Annotated in this window: 19 protein-coding genes; 11 read left to right on the forward strand and 8 right to left on the reverse strand. The window is 39.6% G+C overall.

The genetic code is table 11. The features are described from left to right. Nucleotides 1-137: 137 nt before the first annotated feature. The 5 genes from pyk to ACYQ21_RS11025 all read right to left on the reverse strand — a co-directional run bounded on the left by pyk (nt 138) and on the right by ACYQ21_RS11025 (nt 5,878). A complete protein-coding gene (gene pyk / locus ACYQ21_RS11005) occupies nt 138-1,640 on the reverse strand; it encodes a pyruvate kinase (RefSeq protein WP_460058473.1) in 1,503 nt (500 codons plus the stop codon). Between the two features lie 126 nt (nt 1,641-1,766). After that, the gene (gene pfkA / locus ACYQ21_RS11010; protein ID WP_460058474.1) at nt 1,767-2,774 is read right to left on the reverse strand and encodes a 6-phosphofructokinase; all 1,008 of its coding nucleotides are present in this window, start codon (nt 2,772-2,774) and stop codon (nt 1,767-1,769) included. Nucleotides 2,775-2,952: 178 nt separating this feature from the next. Continuing rightward, nucleotides 2,953-4,110: an N-acetylglucosamine-6-phosphate deacetylase gene (gene nagA / locus ACYQ21_RS11015; protein ID WP_460058475.1), complete on the reverse strand. Its 1,158-nt coding sequence runs from the start codon at nt 4,108-4,110 to the stop codon at nt 2,953-2,955. A gap of 114 nt (nt 4,111-4,224) precedes the next feature. Beyond that, nucleotides 4,225-5,373, reverse strand: coding sequence for a toxic anion resistance protein (locus ACYQ21_RS11020; protein WP_460058476.1), 1,149 nt, complete (start codon nt 5,371-5,373; stop codon nt 4,225-4,227). Further along, entirely contained in the window at nt 5,366-5,878 is a 513-nt protein-coding gene (locus ACYQ21_RS11025) for a 5-bromo-4-chloroindolyl phosphate hydrolysis family protein (RefSeq protein ID WP_460058477.1), read from the reverse strand. The genes ACYQ21_RS11020 and ACYQ21_RS11025 overlap by 8 nt, the downstream gene beginning before the upstream one ends. Before the next feature lie 99 nt (nt 5,879-5,977). Between ACYQ21_RS11025 and ACYQ21_RS11030 the strand changes: the two genes are divergently transcribed. The 11 genes from ACYQ21_RS11030 (at nt 5,978) to dltD (ending at nt 15,630) form a co-directional block, all read left to right on the forward strand. Then, on the forward strand, nt 5,978-7,015 hold the full coding sequence (locus ACYQ21_RS11030; protein WP_460058478.1) for an NAD(P)H-dependent glycerol-3-phosphate dehydrogenase: 1,038 nt from the start codon (nt 5,978-5,980) through the stop codon (nt 7,013-7,015). A 1-nt stretch (nt 7,016) separates the two neighbouring features. Next, nucleotides 7,017-7,952, forward strand: coding sequence for a UTP--glucose-1-phosphate uridylyltransferase GalU (gene galU, locus ACYQ21_RS11035; RefSeq protein ID WP_460058479.1), 936 nt, complete (start codon nt 7,017-7,019; stop codon nt 7,950-7,952). Nucleotides 7,953-8,072: 120 nt separating this feature from the next. Continuing rightward, a complete protein-coding gene (locus ACYQ21_RS11040; protein WP_460058480.1) occupies nt 8,073-8,498 on the forward strand; it encodes a NusG domain II-containing protein in 426 nt (141 codons plus the stop codon). Further along, nucleotides 8,498-9,046: a Gx transporter family protein gene (locus tag ACYQ21_RS11045; protein ID WP_460058481.1), complete on the forward strand. Its 549-nt coding sequence runs from the start codon at nt 8,498-8,500 to the stop codon at nt 9,044-9,046. Before ACYQ21_RS11040 ends, ACYQ21_RS11045 begins: the two co-directional genes overlap by 1 nt. Beyond that, nucleotides 9,043-9,987, forward strand: a complete 945-nt coding sequence (locus tag ACYQ21_RS11050; protein ID WP_460058482.1) for a polyprenyl synthetase family protein — start codon at nt 9,043-9,045, stop codon at nt 9,985-9,987. Before ACYQ21_RS11045 ends, ACYQ21_RS11050 begins: the two co-directional genes overlap by 4 nt. Further along, nucleotides 9,984-10,703 carry a 16S rRNA (guanine(527)-N(7))-methyltransferase RsmG gene (rsmG, locus tag ACYQ21_RS11055; protein ID WP_460058483.1) on the forward strand — a complete coding sequence of 240 codons (720 nt, stop codon included), beginning with the start codon at nt 9,984-9,986 and terminating at the stop codon, nt 10,701-10,703. Before ACYQ21_RS11050 ends, rsmG begins: the two co-directional genes overlap by 4 nt. Nucleotides 10,704-11,077: 374 nt before the next feature. Beyond that, complete coding sequence (locus tag ACYQ21_RS11060) at nt 11,078-11,215, forward strand: teichoic acid D-Ala incorporation-associated protein DltX (protein ID WP_040525429.1); 138 nt, start codon at nt 11,078-11,080, stop codon at nt 11,213-11,215. 22 nt (nt 11,216-11,237) lie between these two features. Beyond that, complete coding sequence (gene dltA, locus ACYQ21_RS11065) at nt 11,238-12,779, forward strand: D-alanine--poly(phosphoribitol) ligase subunit DltA (protein WP_460058484.1); 1,542 nt, start codon at nt 11,238-11,240, stop codon at nt 12,777-12,779. Continuing rightward, complete coding sequence (gene dltB, locus ACYQ21_RS11070; RefSeq protein WP_460058485.1) at nt 12,776-14,029, forward strand: D-alanyl-lipoteichoic acid biosynthesis protein DltB; 1,254 nt, start codon at nt 12,776-12,778, stop codon at nt 14,027-14,029. The genes dltA and dltB overlap by 4 nt, the downstream gene beginning before the upstream one ends. Nucleotides 14,030-14,156: 127 nt before the next feature. Beyond that, a complete protein-coding gene (dltC, locus tag ACYQ21_RS11075; protein WP_460058486.1) occupies nt 14,157-14,396 on the forward strand; it encodes a D-alanine--poly(phosphoribitol) ligase subunit DltC in 240 nt (79 codons plus the stop codon). Beyond that, on the forward strand, nt 14,389-15,630 hold the full coding sequence (gene dltD, locus ACYQ21_RS11080; protein WP_460058487.1) for a D-alanyl-lipoteichoic acid biosynthesis protein DltD: 1,242 nt from the start codon (nt 14,389-14,391) through the stop codon (nt 15,628-15,630). Before dltC ends, dltD begins: the two co-directional genes overlap by 8 nt. A gap of 154 nt (nt 15,631-15,784) precedes the next feature. On the opposite strand, the gene ACYQ21_RS11085 is transcribed toward dltD, so the two are convergent. The 3 genes from ACYQ21_RS11085 to ACYQ21_RS11095 are packed head-to-tail and all read right to left on the reverse strand — an operon-like array spanning nt 15,785 to nt 17,960. Continuing rightward, a complete protein-coding gene (locus ACYQ21_RS11085; protein ID WP_460058488.1) occupies nt 15,785-16,306 on the reverse strand; it encodes a MarR family winged helix-turn-helix transcriptional regulator in 522 nt (173 codons plus the stop codon). A 37-nt stretch (nt 16,307-16,343) separates the two neighbouring features. Beyond that, nucleotides 16,344-17,132, reverse strand: a complete 789-nt coding sequence (locus tag ACYQ21_RS11090) for an ABC transporter permease (protein ID WP_460058489.1) — start codon at nt 17,130-17,132, stop codon at nt 16,344-16,346. A 3-nt stretch (nt 17,133-17,135) separates the two neighbouring features. Next, nucleotides 17,136-17,960, reverse strand: a complete 825-nt coding sequence (locus tag ACYQ21_RS11095) for an ATP-binding cassette domain-containing protein (protein WP_460058490.1) — start codon at nt 17,958-17,960, stop codon at nt 17,136-17,138. Nucleotides 17,961-18,084: the final 124 nt, after the last annotated feature.

Genomic DNA, 18,084 nt, shown 5'->3' on the forward strand with positions numbered 1-18,084 from the left:
GGCGATTAATCTCAGAAAACTGATGGTAACCTGTCGGATATAGAAAAAAAGCAGGCTAGAACAATCAAAATTGATTGGATTAGCTTGCTTTTTATTTTAGTGACTGTGGACTTTTGTCCCAGCCTCTTTCGAAAAAATTATTTAACTGTACGGATACGCATTGTATTCGTGCGGCCAGAACCAACTGGTACACCAGCAACGATGATGATGTTATCACCGGATCCTACAAGACCTGAGTCTATTGCTGCTTTTTCAGCTACTTCAAACATGTCATCAGTTGAGGCAGGTTTGTCAGTCAAGACTGGAATAACCCCCCAGTTAATCATTAGTGATTTTTCAATTTTTTCGTCAAATGTAATCGCCAAAATATCCGCGTCAGGACGATATTTTGAGATCAAACGTGCAGTTGAACCTGACTCAGTCAAAGCAACAATCAATTTGATATCCATAGAATTTGTCGCATCCTTAACCGCTGAAGCAACAACTTCTGTTACACTAGAACGGTCAAATTTATCAGAAGACAAACGACCATATTCTTTCAAAAGTGCTTGTGCATTTTTGTCAACAGTTGCCATTGTACGAACTGATTCTACCGGGTATTTACCATTAGCAGATTCGCCTGAGAGCATCGTTGCATCCGTACCATCAATAACTGCATTGAAAACGTCAGAGATTTCTGAGCGAGTTGCACGTGGTTTGTCAGTCATTGTTTCAAGCATGTTAGTTGCTGTGATAACAGCTTTACCAGCAGCGTTAACTTTTTGGATGATTTGTTTTTGGTAAACTGGTACCATTTCAAATGGTACTTCAATCCCCATATCACCACGGGCAATCATGATACCTTCAGAAGCCGCAATAATTTCGTCAATATTATCAATCCCTTGTTGGTTTTCGATTTTAGCGAAGAGCTGAACATGCGTATTACCAGTTTCTTCAAGAATCGCACGCACTTCATTGACATCTTTAGCAGAACGAACAAATGAAATCGCAATGAAGTTCAAACCTTGTTCCAAACCAAAACGGATATCATCATTATCACGTTCAGCAAGTGCTGGGAAAGGAATTTTAGTATTAGGAATGTTGACCCCTTTTTGTTTGGCAATGACAGAATCATTTTCAACTTCAACTTCAAATTGACGTGTCGCAGCATCTTTACCAACCACTGTCAAACCAAGTTTTCCATCGTCAACTAGAATTTGTTGACCAACTTCAACATCATCAAAAATATCAAGACCACCTGCAACGCTTAAAGCGATGACTTCTTTGGTAGACAATTCACCTTGCTTTGTTGTAACACGTAATTTATCGCCAGTTGAGTAAGCATATTCTTTGGCATCATCAGCAAAAAGTTCTGTACGGATTTCAGGTCCTTTTGTATCTAGCAAGAAACCTACTTTTTGGTTAGCGATTTCTTCAGCACGATGTACAACTTTCATACGATCGCCTTGTTCCTCATGGTCACCATGTGAGAAATTAAAACGGAAAACGTTAGCCCCTTCTTTAATGAGTTCAGCAATTTTTAATGCCGAAGCTTCAACATCAAGTTTGCCTGCCCAATAGCCATCATCTCCGAATTTTTTGCCCCCACGAATTTCAACAGCTGGTCCAAGGGTTGCAACGATTTTTACGCGTTTGTTCATTTTGATAGAACTCCTTCTATAATTAAGTGGCTTTCACCAATATTTATGAACATCTCAAACGAGAGGTGTTCTGATACTGCTTATTGCAGTGAAGTAACAAGTAAAGTAAAGAAAATCAATCAATGTTTAAGACGAAATTTCTTTGTTAAGTTTGTATAAATCAAGGTTCGCTTCGTGAGGATTATTGACAATGATTTTACCATTATCAAGACTAAACAAGGCGCCCTCTTCTGCTGTCCCTAAAATTGGACTTTCGACCAATTTTTCGTTGTGGATGCCAACAGCAAGACCACCTCGACCTGCTTTAAGTAATTCAACAGCACGAGCACCCATCCATGATGCCAAAACACGGTCACGGGCAGTTGGTGTACCACCACGTTGGATATGCCCCAAAGTACTGACACGAAGATCACTGTCGTCACCAGCAGCTTTAATTTTTTTGGCAAGTTCTGCACCAGTCATGACACCTTCTGCAAGGACGATGATGTTATGATTTTTACCATTTTTGTAGCCATGTTTGATTGAAGCGACTAACTCGTTCACATCAAAATCTTGTTCAGGAATGAGAATCTCATCAGCACCCGCACCAATCCCTGCCCAAAGTGCGATGTCACCAGCATGACGCCCCATTACCTCAACGATAAACGTCCGTTTATGAGAAGATGATGTGTCACGAATTTTGTCAATCGCCTCAAGCGCAGTTGTCACTGCCGTATCAAAACCGATGGTATAGTCAGTGCCGACGATATCATTATCAATCGTACCCGGCAAACCAATCGCTGGGAAACCATGCTCTGTTAAGCGCATCGCACCGTGGTATGAGCCATCACCACCGATAACAACCACCCCTTCAATTCCATGTTTTTTAAGTTGTTCAATACCAGCAAGCTGACCTTCAAGCTCAGCAAATTCAGGAAAACGAGCAGAGTACAAGAAAGTGCCACCCTGTGAAATTTTTCCGCCAACACCTCTACTTGTTAAAGGGAATATGTCGCCAGCAACCATACCAGCATAACCATAATTAATGCCGAATACTTCCATACCTTCGTAAATGGCTTTACGAACAACGGCACGAATAGCGGCATTCATACCAGGGGCATCACCACCACTGGTTAAAACGGCAATACGTTTCATTTGAGTATTAATCCTCCAAAGTTTTTATCTTAATCATTATACCACGTTTGAGCTTAATTTGTCAGTGCTAAATACAAGAAAACGTTTTCTTTGTTTGTTCATTATAAAAGCGCTCACACGCCTTTTTAAAACACAGCATCATCAGCCAATCAGTAGCAGATGACGCTGTGTTTTAAATTTAAGCAGAATAAACCTTTTCGCCATTCAAATAAGTAGCTGTCAATTCTAAATCTGCTTCAAGTACGATGAAATCAGCTGCAAATCCTGCTTTAATACGACCACATCTGTCATCAATGCCCACAGATTTTGCTGGAATCAGAGTAGCCATCAGCACAGCTTCTTCAGGTGAGGCAATTCCCCATTCAACGACATTCTTAAGACCATCTTTGAGCTTTAAGATCGACCCTGCTAAATTACCACCGTCTTTCAGACGTGCCGTCCCATTTTCAACGATAACAGGATATTCGCCTAACATGTAGTCGCCGTCAGGTTCACCACCAGCACGCATACAGTCAGTAATCAAAGCAACGTGGTCATGACCTTTTTGCTTCATCAAAATATCACATGCTTTTGGATGCACATGGTGACCATCACAAATTAACTCAGCATAAGTATGCGGAATTTCATAGATAGCTCCAACCATCCCAAGTTCACGGTGCGTCAAGCCACGCATACCATTATAGGCATGAACCCAGATACTAGCACCAGCTTCTGCCCCACGAACAGCCTGTTCATAAGTGGCATCCGAGTGACCAAGCGCAACTCTTGTACCAGTCGCAGTCACTTTTGAGATAAAATCTTCAACGCCATCACGTTCAGGAGCAACTGCGATTTTCAACAACATACCTTTAGCTGCTGCTTGCCAACCTTGGAATTCTTCAAAACTAGGGTTACGCATATAATCTGCATTTTGCGCACCTTTATACTTTTCTGTAAAATAAGGACCTTCAAAGAAAATCCCTTGAATTTTAGCACCTGATGCCTCTGCATAATGCTCACCAATCGTTTCACAAATATCACGCAATTGCTCATAACTTGCTGTCAAAGCAGTTGGTAAAAACGATGTCACACCTGTTGACAAAAGGGCGTCACTCATGGTGTGTATAATCCCCTCTTTATCGTTATCCATGACATCAGCCCCCGCATAGCCATGCACATGCGTGTCAACCAAGCCCGGTGCAATAAATTTACCACTGTAATCTAAAATTTCAGCATTTTCGGGTGTTTGCATGGTATGTTTGCCAAATTTGCCATCTGCAGTGACTTCTAAGTAGCCACCCACTTTAACTTCATAAGGATAGAAAAATTTGTCTGCCTTAATATAGTAAGTTGTCATTGACTTTACCTCATTCTTTCTTTAAATACGCTTTGCCTTATTTTACATCTTTTTCTGATCTTTGTCAAAAATGGTATAGTCCAATTTTAAGGCGTAAAAAAAGCGAGATAGATTTTACTCGCTTTTCTCTTTATTGGATAAAGCCAGTAATTTAGCTTTAATTTCTTCTTCGAGCTGGGCTAACTCCACCTCGCCTTGACGGCGCTTGATGGCACCTTCACGTTGAATGTTCATCGTTTCTTGAATGGTTTCAATCAAATTAGCCTGAGTCGTTTTAAGTGTCTCAATATCAACCACACCTCGTTCATTTTCACGTGCTGCTTCTATAGACGACTGTTTCAACATTTCAGAATTTTTGGTCAATAAATCATTAGTCGTATTGGATACAATTCGCTGGCTTGTCAAAGCGTCTTTTTGTTTCAAGAGTGTCAGGGCAATGGCAACCTGATTTTTCCACAATGGAATGGCAGTGTTAATAGATGTTTGAATCTTCTCAGCCAATTCTTGATTGGTATTTTGAATCATCCGAATTTGCGGTGCCTGTTGAATCGTAATCTGACGCGCTAACTTCAAATCATACTGACGTTTGTCCAACCGATTTTTATAGCTTTCCAAATCAGAAATCTTTTGAACAGCAATGGCATTATCTGGTGTGTTTTCCGCTTCAATTTTCGCTTGAGGAATGATTGTTTGATCAAGTTCCTTGATTTTTAACTCTGCACCCGCAATATAGACATTAAGAGCATGGAAATAATCCAAATTCTCAGCGTAAAGTGTTTCCAAAGTTTTATTATCTTCCAATAAACCTTTGTATTCATGCGTCAACTTAATCGAAATTTTATCAATCCCAGCACCCAATTTTTGATATTTTTGTGTCACTTCAAAAATTGATTTTTTGACTTTGCCAAACATTTTTTTGAAAAAGCCCGGGTCTTCTGCCACCAGATCGTTAGGATTAGACTCTTGGAGCTGATACATCAAGTCAGTCAGCGCTGACCCCACTTCACCCAAATCTTTAGCCTGTACTTTGTTTAAAACAGATTGTGAAAAGTCACCAATCTTTTTCTGTGCAAGTGAGCCGTATTCAATCACGGATTGGGAATTATTTTCATCAAGAGACTTAGATAACTCTTTTGCTTTCCCGACCTCTTCTTCCGACAATGTCGCAAGCGTATTTACAGTCGTCGTACTTTGTGTCGGTAGGCTTTCTATTATAGTGGCTTGGTCAGCAGTCATTAAATCATCCAAAATATCGTTAGCCATTTTCTACCTCATCTTTAATTTTTTCAATATCATCAGACAGTTCTAATTCATATGTTTTCGCAATTTTTTCAGATAGTTTGCGAATTACCTTTTGACTTTCAATCTTTAAATCCTGATCAAGTTTATCAACGCTTTTGACATTGTCATAAGTCTCAGTCAATTCAACCATAGTTGGTAATTGTTTGTAAAGAAAATCATGATTTGTCAAAGCCATTTTTGGATGTTTCACAATCAGTTGAAATAATTTTTTGGCACTTTTCAAACCACCGGTTACATTTTCAATGATTTGTAGCTCAGAATCATGCTTAACAGCGGTTTCCCAAGTTTTGATTTGGGTCTTGGCATCCTGCATGGTTTGACGAAAAATGGTGATGTCTTGATCCGACAACCCTTTTTCATGATAGGATTCGATTAAATTTGGATTCTTTTTACCTTTTTTAAAATCATGTATTAACCACAAAATGAGCACCACCACTATTATTATCAATATTATTATCAATTTCATAACTCTATTTTAGCACATTTTCTCGTGCAATTCTCAGTCTAGAGTATGATTTTTGATCGAGAATGTGCTAAAATGAAATGGAATACAATTGGAGGTATTATGACTCAAAAGAAAATTGCCGTCTTAGGCCCTGGTTCTTGGGGAACTGCACTCTCACAAGTTCTCAACGATAATGGTCATGAAGTTCGGATTTGGGGAAATGTTCCTGAACAAATTACTGAAATTAATGAAAAACATACCAATACACGCTATTTTAGCGATGTTGTTTTAGACGATAAAATCACTGGTTACAATGACCTTTCTGTCACACTTGCTGGTATCGATGCCATTCTGTTTGTTGTACCAACTAAAGTAACCCGACTCGTTGCCAAACAAGTCGCTGAAGTTCTGGATCACAAAGTCGTGGTCATGCACGCTTCTAAAGGCTTGGAGCAAGGCACACATGAACGCATCTCAATGATTTTAGAAGAAGAAATTCCTGCTGACTTGCGTTCTGAAGTCGTCGTCGTTTCAGGCCCTTCTCACGCAGAAGAAACAATTGTCCGTGATTTAACCCTGATCACTGCAGCTTCTAAAAATCTTGAAGATGCCAAATATGTTCAAAAACTTTTTAGTAACGACTATTTCAGACTTTACACAAATGATGATGTCATCGGTGTGGAGACGGCAGCTGCTTTAAAAAATGTTATTGCAGTCGGCGCTGGTGCTTTACACGGTCTCGGTTTTGGTGATAATGCCAAGGCCGCCATCATCACACGTGGTCTTGCTGAAATTACACGCCTCGGTGTCGCCATGGGTGCCAATCCCATGACCTATATCGGTTTATCAGGTGTTGGTGATTTGATTGTTACTGGTACTTCTATCCACTCTCGCAACTGGCGTGCTGGTGATGCGCTAGGGCGTGGTGAAAAACTCGCCGATATTGAAGCCAACATGGGCATGGTCATCGAGGGTGTGTCAACAACAAAGGTTGCACATGAATTAGCAGAAATGTTATCTGTTGATATGCCAATCGTTGATACCATTTACAATGTGATTTATCAAGATGCAAATATTCGGGAAAGCATCATTAAACTGATGCGCCGCGAAGGACGCCCCGAAAATGAATATATTATAGAAATTAAAGGATTGAATTAAAATGATAAAAGAAGATTGTTTAACTAAAAAGGTTCGTAAAGCTGTCATTCCAGCAGCAGGACTCGGCACACGTTTTTTGCCTGCTACTAAGGCGCTTGCGAAAGAAATGCTACCAATTGTCGATAAACCAACGATTCAATTTATCGTTGAGGAAGCACTCAAATCTGGTATTGAAGATATCCTGATTGTCACTGGTAAGGCGAAACGACCAATCGAAGATCATTTCGATTCAAATATCGAACTTGAAATGGCGCTTAAGGAAAAAGGCAAGGATGATTTGCTGAAACTTGTCGAGGAAACGACAGATATTAACCTGCACTTCATTCGTCAAAGTCATCCTAAAGGATTGGGGCACGCTGTGCTTCAAGCTAAATCTTTTATCGGTGAAGAACCTTTTGTTGTGATGCTTGGTGATGATTTGATGGAATCTGAAATGCCATTAACGAAACAACTCATCAATGACTATGAAAAAACGCATGCATCGACCATTGCTGTCATGAAAGTGCCACATCAAGATGTTGACAAATATGGTGTGATTGCACCTGAGGGTGAGGTCGAAAAAGGTCTCTATAATGTCGCTAATTTCGTTGAAAAACCTGCGATCGCCGATGCCCCTAGCGACTTGGCAATCATCGGACGCTATCTCTTGACACCTGAAATTTTCAGTATCTTGGAAAATCAAACACTCGGTGCTGGCAATGAAATTCAATTGACAGATGCCATTGAGACACTTAACAAAACACAACGCGTTTTTGCCCGTGAATTTACTGATCGCCGATACGATGTCGGAGATAAATTTGGTTTTGTTGAAACGACGATTGAATATGGCCTTAATCATCCGCAAATCAAGCACGACTTGCATGACTACATCATCAAAAAAGGCAAAGAACTTGAAAAAGCGGTTCAAGCTGCTAAGCCTGCACCTACTAAAAAGTAAAGAATTGACGTTCTGATAGTGAGAACGTTTTTTCTGTTTTTAAGCGATTCATGCGTCAAAAAACTCTACTTGTGTTATCATTTTCAAGCAAAAATGCGTTAAAAATGATAAAATATGATAATGAAAATAACCATGGGCAAGCTACAACATTTCTTGACTGCATTCAAAGCCTTGCAGATGAAACCACTAGATTTTATCATCATTATCTGCCTGATGATGGCAAGCTTCACGCCATTTCTACTTTTAGGTAACAAGTCAACCCCAAATCGTCAGGCACAATTACGTGTTGATGCCCAAATCATTAAATCTTTTGATTTGACGAAAAATCAGACATATACGTATCAAGATGATGATGGTGATAGCAACAAAATAGAAGTTCGAGACGGGCGCATCGCTATCGTTTATGCCAATTGTGGCGATCAGATCTGTGTCAGAAAAGGCTTTATCAATCAAACTGGACAAACCATCGTTTGTCTCCCCCATAAACTTGTCATTGAGGTGATGCCTTCAGGTGATGATGACGGAAATAGGATAATAGATTACTAATGAACACACAACATTTGCATCGACTTGTCTATATTGCTTTATTAACAGCGACGGCAACCATTATAGGAATTGTCGAATCCATATTTCCATCACCTTTTGCTTTTGCACCAGGCGCTAAATTTGGCTTCGCCAATCTGATTGTCCTCATCGCTATTTTCACCTTGAAAAAATCTGATGTGTTCCTCCTCATACTACTCAAACTACTGCTCACTGCGCTTTTTACGAGCTTTTCGGTCTTTCTCTATAGCATGGCTGGTGGCTTTCTAGCCCTACTGTTCATGTATCTCGTCAAGCTTTTAGGACCAAGACTTGTGAGTTTGATTGGCATTTCTCTCGTCGGTGGCTTTTTTCATAATGTCGGTCAACTCCTTATGGCGACTTGGATTGCCCAGACCCCTGTTGTGCTATTATATCTCCCCTGGTTAGCCTTCTTTGGCCTCTTAGCCGGATTTTTCATCGGGATAGCTGGTAACGCATTACTTTATAAAATTAAACCTATCAATGCTTTGTTGATAAAGGAAAATAAAACTTGGATAACACACACATGACCTTTTGGACACTCTATCCCCATCTTTCAGCGCAACTTGAGCAGGTACAGCACATGATGACTGCTGCCATTCATGTCAAAAATCCCCAGACAGAAGCGGCAATTTTAGACATCTTTACTTCTGGCGGCAAACGACTTCGGCCTGCCTATCTGCTACTATTCTCTGAATTTACTGATTTAGAAGCGGATAAAAGAATCGCGCTGGCTAGTTCCATCGAAATGTTACATACGGCTACCTTGATTCATGATGACGTGATTGATCAGGCTGAAACACGTCGTGGTGTGCCAACGATTTCTCATCTTTACGGTGCTGAGGTGGCTGTTTACGCAGGTGATTATCTCTTCATTGCTGTTTTTAGACTAATGATTCAACACGCCCTAGACTTGTCTCATTTATCTCAGCGCGTTGATGCCATGGAAAAATTACTCAATGGCGAGCTTGGTCAAATGAATCTAAAATTTAATACTGAGCAGACGATTGATGATTATATTGATAATATTTCAGGTAAAACCGCTGAACTATTCGCACAAGCTTGTGCTGTTGCACTGTTTGCTGACGGTGCCTATAAACTCGCACAATTAGCCTACGATATTGGCTTAAATATCGGGATAGCCTTTCAAATCATGGATGATTATCTCGATTATACAGCGAATCGCGAAACACTTGGTAAGCCGGTTCTTGCAGATATGCAACAAGGCATTTATTCTGCACCTGTTCTATTTGCCTTAGCCGCGAATGACAGAGTTGCTGACCTATTAAAACAAGAAAATTTTGATGCTGTTTTTCAGATTATCCAACACACAAATGCCCTACAAAAAACGCATGATTTGGCTCGCCAATACACTGCAAATGCGCTCAAACTTATCGAGAAATTACCTCATATACCTGTCAAATCTGTTATTCGTCAGATTACCAAAGACCTACTAGAAAGACAATTATGACACCAGAAGATTTTTATGCCTCGCTAGAGACCTTTAACATCCAATTATCAGACACTCAGAAAGCACAATTTAAGACTTATTTTGAGTTTCTAGTCACTGAAAATGAAAAGATTAATCTAACAGCTATCACTGATGAAACTGACGTTTACCTCAAACATTTTTACGACTCGATTGCGCCGATTTTATACGGTGTGATTGACAATGCACCGATTAAATTGTTAGATATTGGGGCTGGTGCTGGCTTTCCAAGCTTTCCAATGAAAATCATCTATCCTGAATTACAGGTGACAATCATTGATTCTTTAAATAAACGGATTAAGTTTTTAGCGGTACTATCTGACAAACTCGGTTTTGATATGACTTCTGTTACTTTATTACATGGCCGCGCTGAAGATTTTGGTCAAAATCCTGTTTACAGAGGTCAGTTTGACTACGTGACTGCTCGCGCTGTGGCGCGCCTCAATGTTTTAACCGAGTTGACACTACCATTTTTAAGAAAAGAGGGCAAACTTCTGTCCTTAAAGGCAAGTCAAATGTTAGATGAAATTTCAGAAGCTAAGCACGCAATTGCGATTTTGGGTGGCAAGTTGGGTGATACGCTAGATTATGCTTTGCCAAATGACGACGAGCGTCATCTGGTCATCATTGAGAAGAAAAAAGAAACCCCTAAAAAATTTCCACGTAAGGCTGGCACGCCAAATAAAAAACCAATTTGAGAAGGAAAAATTTCTAATTGCTACTCGCTAAAGCTATCTAAGTGGGTAACAATTTTAATTTTTTTATATTTCTCGCAAAATAAGACTTTAGAAGGATAATTTTTCGTAATTTCTAAGATATAATAGATAATAACATCTTAATACTCATGTGGTTTGAACATCCTAACTTTTGTTCAACCTTTCAAAAATGTAAGTATTTATTTTTGCTTCGTAAGCTGATAGCACTATGATGTCTGGTATAATCGTCTTGGCACTATCACCATCCGTTACGCGCTATCACTCTGGATGGTAGCAATTTACTCAAATACTTGTTAAAATGGTAAAGTGACACTTAAAAACAGGAGAACTCATAATTGATTAAATATATTCAGAATTTGCCGCAACAAAAAGCATGGCCTGTCATCAAATTTATTTTGCAGAGCTTATTCTATTTCATGATTATCATTGCCCTGCTCTATTTATTTAACTACTCCGGAGAAGGACAGGGACACTTTATTTATAATGAGTTCTAATCACAAGGAAAGAAGACTACCTATGATCATTTCAGACTTTATCACAACACTTCATCACCATGCCCAAAAAACGCCTAATGCAGCAGTTTATGATTTATTAGGGCAAACATATTCTTACCAACAACTTAAACAAGACTCAGATACTATTGCGGCTTATATTGATAGCTTAAACTTGCCTGAGAAAAGTCCTGTGATGGTTTTTAGTGGACAAGAATACGAGATACTAGCTACTTTTGTTGGTTTAACAAAATCTGGCCATGCTTATATTCCTGTTGATGTCAATTCAGCTAATGAACGTCTGACAAACATTCTTGAAATTGCTGAACCTAGTGCTGTAATTGCAATTAATCCTTTGCCAATTGACATCTCAGAGATGCCTGTCATAACTGCTACTCAATTATCTGCTGTTCTTGCAGAACCTACTGAGTATGAGTTGACACATCCTGTCACTGGCGATGAGACTTATTATATTATCTTTACCTCTGGTACAACTGGTAAGCCTAAAGGAGTTCAAATTTCACATGCGAATCTCTTATCCTTTGTCAATTGGACGCTAGAATCAAGTGAATTTGACTTACCCTCACAAGCTAAAATTTTAGCACAAGCGCCTTATTCTTTTGACTTATCTGTCATGTCTTGGGCGCCCGCTTTAGCAGCTGGTGGCTGTCTCTATGCTTTGCCAAAAGAAAAAACAGAGAATTTCAAAGATTTGTTTGCTGTTTTGCCGACTTTACCGATTCAAGTTTGGGTATCAACACCTTCTTTTGCCGATATGGTCTTACTTTCTGAAGATTTTTCTGCTGAAAAGATGCCTAGTCTCACACACTTTTACTTCTGTGGTGAGGAGCTAACCGTTGGTACTGCTAGTAAATTACATCAGCGCTTTCCTAAAGCCAGAGTCGTCAATTCTTTTGGTCCGACTGAAAGCACCGTTGCTTTTTCTGCTGTGACCATTACAGATGAGATGATTGATAAATCAGATCGTCTGCCGATTGGCTATATTAAAGCTGATTCGCCGACTTTTATCCTCAATGAGACGGGGGAGATTTTGAAGGCTGGCGAGCAAGGCGAAATCGTCGTGACTGGTCCTGCTGTTTCCAAAGGTTACATTAATAATCCTGAAAAAACAGCGCAGTCTTTCTTTGAGCTGAATGGTCAAAAAGCTTATCATACTGGTGATTTAGGTTTACTTGATACATCAGGCATGCTCCATTATCGTGGTCGCATGGATTTCCAAATTAAGCTTAATGGGTACCGAATTGAATTGGAAGAAGTGGCGCATGTCTTAAATCTTTCTCAATATGTTGCCTCTGCGGTTGCTGTACCACGTTATAATGATCAACATAAGGTTCATCAGTTATTGGCTTATATTGTACTTAAACCTGGTGCTAGAGACGAATTTGAACGTGATTTGCAATTAACCAAGGCTATCAAAACGGAACTCGAAAATGAGATGATGTCTTACATGGTGCCATCCCGCTTCATTTATCGGGAATCACTACCAATTACGCCTAATGGCAAGATTGATATTAAAGCTTTGATTGCTGAGGTGAATGACCAATGAGCGAGCTGTTACAATCTCTGCCTAATTGGCAGCCTTATGGGACACCCAAATATTTTGCCATTCTGATACTTGCTTTGCTACCGATTATCATCGCGCTGTTTTTCCGCCGTCGGCTTCAGGTATATGAAAGTCTAGTCTCAGTTGCCTTTATCAGTCTTATGTTTGGTGGGGGAAAATACCAACAATTCTTTGCCCTACTTCTCTATCTTGCTTGGCAAGCAGTCGTTGTCTTTGCCTATCAAACTTACCGTCAAAAAGCGGATAATAAATGGGTTTTCTATTTCAGTGTTTTCATATCACTTTTCCCCCTCATCATCGTTAAGGTAACACCTGCTGTATTAGATGTTAATTCTCTACTCGGCTTTCTAGGTATCTCTTACCTAACATTCAGGTCTGTTGCCATGATCATGGAAATGCGTGATGGCGAATTAAAGGCTGTTACTTTTTGGCCCTTCTTTCGCTTTATAATTTTCATGCCTACGGTTTCATCTGGTCCGATTGATCGCTTTCGTCGGTTTAACGAGGATTACCTTAATCCTCCCGAGCGTGATGCTTATTTAGCCATGATTGAAAAAGCGGTTTGGTCACTGATGTTAGGGGCGTTTTACAAGTTTATCCTAGCGCATCTTTTTGGAGATGTGCTCTTGCCACAGTTACAGCACACCGCCTTGCGTGCTGGCGGTGTCTTTAATTGGCCGACACTTTTAGTTATGTATGCCTACGGTTTCTATTTATTCTTTGACTTTGCAGGCTACTCTTTATTTGCAATTGGTATTTCTTATTTAATGGGGATTAAAACACCTGTCAACTTTAATAAGCCTTTTATTGCTAGAGATTTAAAGGATTTCTGGAATCGCTGGCACATGTCGTTGAGTTTCTGGTTTAGAGATTTTGTTTTCATGAGACTTGTTTATGCCATGATGAAACGGAAAATTTTTAAAAATAGAAATACAACCTCTAGTGTGGCCTATCTTTTGAACATGACAATCATGGGATTCTGGCACGGTGTGACTTGGTACTATATTGCTTATGGTGTCTTTCATGGTGTTGGTTTAATCATCAACGACTGGTGGGTTCGTCGTAAGAAAACAATCAATAAAACACGCAAAAAAAATGGACAACCACTCTTACCTGATAATAAATGGACACATGCGCTTGGTATCTTTATCACGTTTAATGTCGTGATGTTGAGTCTACTTCTCTTCTCAGGATTTTTAGACCAACTTTGGTTCCACCATTTTCCAAAATAATGGTATTGTCGTTATAGATTATCTGAGTTTTGAAAGCTTAGATAAGTCTGAATCCCCTCTCATTGCGCTGCTTTTTCCACACAAAAGCATCACAACTTGACTTAATAACTTATAGGAGAATTTAAAAATGGATATTCAAACAACAGTCATTGACTTAATTGACAACTTATTTATGGAAGATATTTCTGACATGATGGACGAGGATTTATTTGATGCGGGTGTATTAGACTCAATGGGTACTGTCGAACTCGTTATTGAATTAGAGAACAAATTCGACGTCAAAATTCCAGTCTCTGATATGGGGCGTGATGACTGGAACACTGGCAATAAAATCGTTCAAGGTGTAAAGGATTTACAGCATGCTTAAACGACTTTGGCTGATTTTAGGGCCACTTCTCGTTGCTTTCATTGGTCTATTCGCTTTACTCTTGTTTGCGCCTGAAATAACTTCACATCGCTTATCCGACGAAAAACGTGCAGCAACAGCATTGACACCGATTGTCTTTAAAAATGCTGCTCTGAAAAAAGAGGCACTTTCTGACTCTAATCATCGTTTTGTTCCTTTTTTTGGTTCAAGTGAATGGCGCCGTTTCGATGAGATGCACCCCTCTATCTTATCAGAGGCTTATAAGCGAGACTATACGCCCTTTTTACTCGGATTAAAAGGGGCAGAGTCACTAACCCATTATTTCGGCATGCAACAAATTCAGTCACAATTGACACATAAACAAGCTGTTTTCGTGATTTCTCCTCAGTGGTTTGCTAAAGAAGGACAGGTACCAGATGCTTTTAATTATTATTACGCCAGTGATCAGGGGTATAGTTTTTTAAAGCACGCAACTGATTCTGCTGAAGATAAGTACGCTGCCAAGCGTTTTCTATCGTTAGCTCCTGAAAGCCCGATTAGTCGATTCATGAAAAAAATTGTTGCTGGCAAACCTCTAACAACTTTTGAGCGATGGCAAATTAAATTGGCACAACGGTTGGCAAGTCGTGAAGACAATCTTTTTGCAGGACTGCAGTTTGGTGATAATTATCAGGATAAAGTGAAACCTCGTGCTCACAATTTACCACAGCCCTATAATTTAACAGCATTACGGGATCAAGCGCAGCGACTTGGTGAAACCCATACCAATAATAACAACTTTGGCATTTTGAATAGTTTCTATACAAAGCGTATAAAAGACAAGCTAGAACAGCTAAAAGATAGTCAAGCTAACTTTTCATATCTGCATTCGCCAGAGTACAATGATTTTCAACTTATTCTGAGTGAATTTGCTAAAAATCAGACAGATGTGATGTTCGTCATCCCACCTGTCAATGAAAAATGGCAAGCCTATACAGGTTTAAATCCGGATATGTATGCCAAAACAGTTGATAAAATCCGTTATCAGCTCAGATCGCAAGGTTTTAATCAAATTGCAGACCTATCTCAACAAGGCAGTGAACCTTACTTTATGCAAGATACCATTCACTTAGGGTGGAATGGCTGGTTAGCCTTTGACAAAGCTGTAAATCCTTTTCTCACAAATAAACAACCAACACCTAATTATCATTTAAATGACTATTTCTTTAGTCGTGAATGGGCTGAATCAGACTGATATATCTGGCTTAGACGAAAGTCAAAAATCAGCATCATTTCCTAATTATAAAAAAGACAAACCGTATGAAATCAACGTTCTCAAAAACGAATTTCATGCGGTTTGTCTTTTTTTGAAATTTTTATGCTAAACTCAACTGATTTTGAAAATAAGATTAAAAATCATTTTTTCTTCCTAAATCACGCTTCATCTGTTCGCGTTTTTTAACAGCTGTGACAAAACTTTCTTTACGACTTGGCATATACTGTTCAAATTTGCCTTTAAAGAGCTTTTGAACAAGTCGATTCAGTTCGACTTGTTCAGCATCGGTCAAGATGTCGAAAAATTGACCATAAAATTCACTATCTCGTGTGGTCACATTTTCTGAAAACTTTCGCCCTTGTTCCGTCAAGCTGACCAAGGTAATCCGTTTATCCTTAGCATCTTTTGTCTTGTCAACCCATGATTTTTTGGCGAGTTTACTGACAAGTTCTGAGGCGGACTGTTGTCTAATTTCTAATTTCTCGGCGATTTCACCTGTTGTTTTGGCTGTTTCTGACAGGGCTAAAAATTGTAGAACACGACTTTGTGCATTATTTTCAGCACCTCGTCTACCGCCACCACCACCCGGTGGTTGACGAAAGAAGCGCAGCAATTTCCCCAAATTATCGTATAATTCCTTTGATACTTTTGTCATGACTTACCTCTATTTCTGCTACCATTATACCAAAATATCAGATTGTTTTGCTGTATTTGATGGTGGTCAATGGTGCAAAAATCACGACAGTCGCAGCACTTAAAAGTAGGAGCAGCCAGAAATTATTATGGATTGCGCCACTATTGAGCAAATCTCGAAGCGCTGTCACGAAATGACTAACCGGATTGAGATTGACAAAAGTTTGCAAGAATTTAGGAAGCGTTTTGACGGGGATAAAGGCATTTGAGAGGAAGGTCAGGAGCATCATAACGGTCATCGAAATGCCGGTAATGGCGGCTGAACTTTTGATCACTTGGCCAATAAAAGCGAAAATCCAGCTAATAGACCAACTAAAGAAGACAGCAAGCGCAATAGCAAGAATGACTGATACGGCGCTCCCACCAACTTGCCAGCCTAGAACAAGACCAGTGCCCATGACAAATCCTGTACATAATAGATAACGTATAAGATCAGCAACCAGTGGTCCGGCAAGAGGTGCGATGCGTGCGATTGGTAGTGATTTGAAACGGTCGAACACACCTTTTTCAATATCTTCTCGCATTTGTACGCCAGTCGCAGATGTCGCTGTTAAAAGGCTCTGAACGAGAATGCCCGGAATCAAAGTCGGCAAGTAGTTTTTCATGTCACCTGCTATCGCACCGCCAAAAAGATAGGCAAACATTAGCGTAAATAGAACTGGTGTAAAAGTGACATCAAAAAGCTTTTCTGGATTATGATAGATTTTGAGTAGGCTGCGTTTTGCGAAGGTCAATGTATCGCGGCATGCTTTTGTCAGACGTTTAAGGGTATTTTTCATTTTTGTCATCCTTTATTTATTATCTTCAGTCAACTTGAAGAAAACATCATCAAGTGTTGGTTTTTGCATTGAAAATACGTTGATGTCGATTTTTCTTTGTTCTGCTTTGACAAAGAAATCAGAGATTTGCAATGTATTTTCGACAGGTACCTGTATTTCATTTCCATTTATAACAAGTTCTGATGCGCGGTCAAAGACTTCTTCGATTAAGACAACGCCTGCATTTGTCGCATTGGCTTCAAATTTAACAATGAATTTCAAATCGCCAACTTCACGTTTGAGCTCATCTGGTGTGCCTTGATTGACAAGTTTTCCCTTATCAATCAAGGCAATGTGGTCAGCCAACTGATCAGCTTCTTCCAGATATTGTGTCGTGAGCAACACTGTTGTGCCTTTTGCAATCATCTCACGAATCACATCCCACATTTGTTCGCGTGTTCTGGGATCAAGCCCTGTCGTAGGTTCATCCAGAAAAACAAGTGGTGGATTGGCAATCAAGCTCACTGCCAAATCTAGGCGACGACGCATCCCACCTGAAAAATTTTTGATTTGCTTATCTTTCGCCTCTAATAAAGTAAAGTCTTCTAATAATTGTATTGCTTTAGCCTTACTTTGTTTTTTATCTAAGCCGTTAAGTGCCGTGAAAATCATCAAATTTTCCCAAGCTGTCAAGTCTTCATCTACTGAGGCATATTGACCTGTCAAACCGATCAGTTTTCTGACTTCTGCTGCCTCTTTGACAGCATCATGACCGAATATTTTAATGCTCCCGACATCAGCTTTCAGTAGGGTTGACATCATACGGACCGCTGTTGTTTTCCCCGCACCATTAGCCACTGGTATTTAAAGAAAACAGTTTCCTTTGTCTATTCTATTACTTTATCAATGCCACGATTTCCTGTTCTTGTTCCGCAAAGCGAAACACAATTGTGATTTCCTTGTTCTCATGGATATAAATCGT

Source organism: Pseudolactococcus yaeyamensis, assembly GCF_054658615.1.

What these genes read in the sequence shown, in the direction of transcription:
- pyk (WP_460058473.1), bottom strand. Translation starts at nt 1,640, where the DNA reads ATGAACAAACGCGTAAAAATCGTTGCAACCCTTGGACCAGCTGTTGAA.
- pfkA (WP_460058474.1), bottom strand. Translation starts at nt 2,774, where the DNA reads ATGAAACGTATTGCCGTTTTAACCAGTGGTGGTGATGCCCCTGGTATG.
- nagA (WP_460058475.1), bottom strand. Translation starts at nt 4,110, where the DNA reads ATGACAACTTACTATATTAAGGCAGACAAATTTTTCTATCCTTATGAA.
- ACYQ21_RS11020 (WP_460058476.1), bottom strand. Translation starts at nt 5,373, where the DNA reads ATGGCTAACGATATTTTGGATGATTTAATGACTGCTGACCAAGCCACT.
- ACYQ21_RS11025 (WP_460058477.1), bottom strand. Translation starts at nt 5,878, where the DNA reads ATGAAATTGATAATAATATTGATAATAATAGTGGTGGTGCTCATTTTG.
- ACYQ21_RS11030 (WP_460058478.1), top strand. Translation starts at nt 5,978, where the DNA reads ATGACTCAAAAGAAAATTGCCGTCTTAGGCCCTGGTTCTTGGGGAACT.
- galU (WP_460058479.1), top strand. Translation starts at nt 7,017, where the DNA reads ATGATAAAAGAAGATTGTTTAACTAAAAAGGTTCGTAAAGCTGTCATT.
- ACYQ21_RS11040 (WP_460058480.1), top strand. Translation starts at nt 8,073, where the DNA reads ATGAAAATAACCATGGGCAAGCTACAACATTTCTTGACTGCATTCAAA.
- ACYQ21_RS11045 (WP_460058481.1), top strand. Translation starts at nt 8,498, where the DNA reads ATGAACACACAACATTTGCATCGACTTGTCTATATTGCTTTATTAACA.
- ACYQ21_RS11050 (WP_460058482.1), top strand. Translation starts at nt 9,043, where the DNA reads ATGACCTTTTGGACACTCTATCCCCATCTTTCAGCGCAACTTGAGCAG.
- rsmG (WP_460058483.1), top strand. Translation starts at nt 9,984, where the DNA reads ATGACACCAGAAGATTTTTATGCCTCGCTAGAGACCTTTAACATCCAA.
- dltA (WP_460058484.1), top strand. Translation starts at nt 11,238, where the DNA reads ATGATCATTTCAGACTTTATCACAACACTTCATCACCATGCCCAAAAA.
- dltB (WP_460058485.1), top strand. Translation starts at nt 12,776, where the DNA reads ATGAGCGAGCTGTTACAATCTCTGCCTAATTGGCAGCCTTATGGGACA.
- dltC (WP_460058486.1), top strand. Translation starts at nt 14,157, where the DNA reads ATGGATATTCAAACAACAGTCATTGACTTAATTGACAACTTATTTATG.
- dltD (WP_460058487.1), top strand. Translation starts at nt 14,389, where the DNA reads ATGCTTAAACGACTTTGGCTGATTTTAGGGCCACTTCTCGTTGCTTTC.
- ACYQ21_RS11085 (WP_460058488.1), bottom strand. Translation starts at nt 16,306, where the DNA reads ATGACAAAAGTATCAAAGGAATTATACGATAATTTGGGGAAATTGCTG.
- ACYQ21_RS11090 (WP_460058489.1), bottom strand. Translation starts at nt 17,132, where the DNA reads ATGACAAAAATGAAAAATACCCTTAAACGTCTGACAAAAGCATGCCGC.